Source organism: Mesorhizobium sp. M7A.F.Ca.CA.002.15.2.1 (assembly GCF_003998715.1).
GTDB classification, from domain to species: domain Bacteria; phylum Pseudomonadota; class Alphaproteobacteria; order Rhizobiales; family Rhizobiaceae; genus Mesorhizobium; species Mesorhizobium ciceri.
In genome coordinates, this window is the sequence record NZ_RZPI01000574.1 from 1 (window position 1) to 3,727 (window position 3,727).

A 3,727-nucleotide genomic window follows, 5' to 3' on the forward strand; every position below is an offset into this window, starting at 1 on the left:
GTTGGGTGCAACCATCGGATAGGTAGGGTCGAGGTTCCACTTTTCGCGATACTGGTCCGGCGTCAGGTCATAGTGGGTCATCAGGTGGCGCTTCAGCGACTTGAACTTCTTGCCGTCTTCAAGGCAGACGATGTAGTCGTCATGAACCGACCGCTTCGGGTTGACCGCCGGCTTCTGCTTGTCGGCAGGCGGCTGTTCGGCGGTTCCGCCCACACGCCCGAGTGCGGCATGGACATCGGATATCAGGTTCGGCAGTTCGCCGACCGGCACGGGATTGTTGCTGACATAGGCGGCCACCACATCGGCGGTCAATTCGATCAGCGCATCGCTGTTTCTGGAAGGTGTTTCGACAATATCCATGGTCTTCGGTCCCCAACAAGAGTTACATCGATCTGCGCCCTTTTTTACAAGCAGGGCATCGCACGAATTTTGTGCAGGTAGAGTTTCTACGATTCGTGTCGCGGGCACATCAATGAGCGTGCAGACCAAGTAAGTCAATTCACCCCTCGCGCTATATTGAACGATATTGATCAAATGTTCCGCGATCAGCTTCAATCTTTCGTGCATTGTGTAATTTATCGATATTTCGCGTTCCCGTCGGCGGCAGCTGACGCAACGTCAGATCGCCGTTACATTCGTGGCAACTCACGAAACGGGTTTTAATGTTTGATCTTGCTTGGCTATCGCTCGAGAAATATTGGTTGTTCGCATTTGCCCACAAAACCACAGGTTGCCGTGGTCATACACAAGCAATCAGGCGACATGCCAGTCATCCGACCGATCGGCTGATTGCTGCCGCGTCAATCAATGCGGGATGATGTATTTGCCATAGGCCCAGCCGGTGACGAAATTGCCGTTCTGGACCGGATCATGCCAGACTTCGCACCAGCGATAGCGAATCTTTTGTGCCTGCTTCCATGCCGGCTGGTTGGCGATGTCGAGCAGGTTTATTCCGCCGGTGCATCGCCCGGTCATCTGCAGAACGGTACCGTTCGGATATCCCGCCTGCTTTTGGGATGTGCCCGAAGGGTATTTGCGTACATTGAGCGTGTCGCCGAACGGGACATTGGCCACTTGCCAAGCCGCGAATACGGTCGCATGAGACTGGCCGGCAAAGCCCAGAGTTAGCGAAGCAACGGCGAAAGCCGCAGCAGTCCGAGACCAAATAGTCATCATCTCTCCTCCCGGCTCATCTCCTGGAGCCGACACAACCCATACGCTCCGGCTCTTGAACCTGCCCTGATCGGCGTGTTCATTTGCCATTCAAGATACTTCTCCATTCGAGATGGCCCTTCAAGATACTGGCCCATTGAAGATACTGGCAAAGCGAGATGCAATGACCAAGACATCCATATTTCCGATCGTCAGCCCGCCAACGCCCGAGAAGCGGCCGGTTTCCGACACGCATCACGGCATCACGCGAACCGACGACTATGCCTGGCTACGGGCCGACAACTGGCAGGAGATGTTCCGCGACCCGTCATTGCTCGATGCGGGGATCCGCGCAGAACTCGAGGCGGAGAATGCCTACCAGTCGAAGCTGATGGCCGACACGGTCGAACTGCAAAAGCAGCTTTTCAAGGAGATGAAGGGCCGTATCAAGGAAGACGATTCTTCCGTGCCGATGAAGGATGGGCCCTATGCCTACGGCTCGTCCTTTAAACTTGGTGGCGAGCAGCCGCGCTATTTCCGCATGTCGCGCGACGGCGGCGCCGAGCATATCCTGCTCGACGGCGATGCGGAGGCCGCGGGCAAGGCCTATTTCCGTCTTGGCGGTGTCGACCATTCGGCCGACCACGCCAAGCTGCTATGGGCATTCGACGACAAGGGCTCCGAATTCTACACGCTTCGCGTGCGTGACCTTGCCGATGGCAAGGAGCTTGCCGACCAGATCCCCGACACCGGCGGTTCAGGCGTCTGGAACGCAGGCAATGACGGCTTCTTCTACACCCGTCTCGATCCCAACCATCGCCCGTCCAAGGTACTCTTCCATGCGCTGGGCGACAGCCCGGACAGCGACCGGCTGATCTATGAGGAAACCGATCCCGGCTTCTTCATGAATGTCGACGGCACCCGCAACAACGAATGGATCATGATCGGCATCAACGATCACGAGACTTCGGAATACCGCCTGATGCGCGCCGACGATCCGTTTGCCGAACCGAAACTGGTGTCGCCGCGCGAGGTTGGCCTTCAATACGAGCTGGAAGAAGGCGGCGATATCTTCTTCATCCTGACCAATGCCGACGGCGCCAAGGACTTCAAGATCATGACGGCGCCGGCGAGCGATCCCGTGCGCGCCAACTGGCAGGAACTGGTGCCGCACGAGCCCGGCCGGCTGATCCTGTCGGTGATCGGCTTCAGGGACCACATGGTCCGGCTCGAACGCAAGGAAGGCCTGCCGCGCATTGTGGTGCGCGACCGTATCAGCGGCGAGGAGCATCTTCTGTCCCTCGACGAGGAGGCCTTCTCGCTCGGCCTGTCGGGTTCCTATGAGTACGACACCGAGATCATGCGCTTTTCCTACTCGTCGATGACGACGCCCGCGCAGGTGTTCGACTATAACATGCGCACCCGCGAGCGGGTGCTGCTGAAGACCCAGGAAGTGCCGTCCGGCCATGATGCGGACCATTATGTCACGCGGCGGCTGATGGCGCCGGCCAGCGATGGCGAACTGGTGCCGATCTCGCTTTTGCATCATCGCGACACGCCGCTGGACGGATCCGCACCTTGCCTGCTTTACGGCTACGGCTCCTATGGCATCACCGTGCCGGCCGCCTTCAACACCAACTGGTTCTCGCTGGTCGACCGCGGCTTTGTCTTCGCCATTGCTCACGTTCGCGGCGGCAAGGACAAGGGCTATGGCTGGTACGATGACGGCAAGCGGGAGAACAAGATGAACACGTTCACCGATTTCATCGCCGTCGCGCGCCATCTGGTCACCGAGCGTTACACGGCGCATGACCGTATCGTCGCGCAAGGCGGTTCGGCCGGCGGCATGCTGATGGGTGCCGTCGCCAACATGGCGCCGGATTGTTTTGGCGGCATCGTCGCCGAGGTTCCCTTCGTCGATGTGCTCACCACCATGCTCGATGCGACCCTGCCACTGACGCCGCCGGAATGGCCCGAATGGGGCAACCCGATCGCGTCCGCCGACGACTATCGGACGATCGCTGCCTATTCGCCCTACGACAATGTCTCTGATCACGACTATCCGCCGATCCTGGCGCTGGCCGGTCTCACCGATCCGCGCGTCACCTATTGGGAACCGGCCAAATGGGTGGCCCGGCTGCGCGACCGCAAGAGCGGCGACAATCCGGTTCTGTTCAAGATCAATATGGATTCCGGCCATGCAGGCGCTTCCGGCCGGTTTTCGCGGCTGGAAGAGATCGCCTACACCTACTCCTTCGCGCTGAAAGTGATGGGCAAGGCGCAGCTTACGGGAGCAACCAACAAATGATCGACCTGACCACCCTGATCGCCTACATCGCGGTCGTGCTCGGCTTCGTCTTCATTCCAGGCCCCGCCACCCTGCTGACGATCGCCCGGGCAACGAGTTCCGGAACCAGGGTCGGCATCGCGACGGGCGCCGGGATCGCTGCCGGCGACGTCTTTCATACCGTCATGGCCATGATCGGCATCTCGGCGATCATCGCCGCGTCGGCGACGCTGTTCAGCGTCATCAAGTACATCGGCGCGGCCTACCTGGTTTATCTCGGCATTCGCG

Annotated in this window: 4 protein-coding genes; 2 read left to right on the plus strand and 2 right to left on the minus strand. The window is 59.4% G+C overall.

What is annotated here, in order from left to right; translation table 11 throughout:
* Both ENZ74_RS25335 and ENZ74_RS25340 read right to left on the minus strand, forming a co-directional pair.
* Window positions 1-360 (minus strand): MucR family transcriptional regulator (locus ENZ74_RS25335; RefSeq protein WP_127313064.1); only part of this gene is annotated, 360 nt, incomplete at its 3' end.
* A gap of 444 nt (window positions 361-804) precedes the next feature.
* The gene (locus ENZ74_RS25340) at window positions 805-1,176 is read right to left on the minus strand and encodes an SH3 domain-containing protein (protein ID WP_164745941.1); all 372 of its coding nucleotides are present in this window, start codon (window positions 1,174-1,176) and stop codon (window positions 805-807) included.
* 160 nt (window positions 1,177-1,336) lie between these two features.
* Here ENZ74_RS25340 and ENZ74_RS25345 point away from each other — a divergent pair, with 160 nt between their 5' ends.
* Together ENZ74_RS25345 and ENZ74_RS25350 are read left to right on the plus strand one after the other, a co-directional pair.
* Window positions 1,337-3,460: a S9 family peptidase gene (locus ENZ74_RS25345; protein WP_013532662.1), complete on the plus strand. Its 2,124-nt coding sequence runs from the start codon at window positions 1,337-1,339 to the stop codon at window positions 3,458-3,460.
* On the plus strand, window positions 3,457-3,727 hold a 271-nt coding region (locus ENZ74_RS25350; RefSeq protein WP_164761198.1), incomplete at its 3' end, for a LysE family transporter. The genes ENZ74_RS25345 and ENZ74_RS25350, both read left to right, overlap by 4 nt.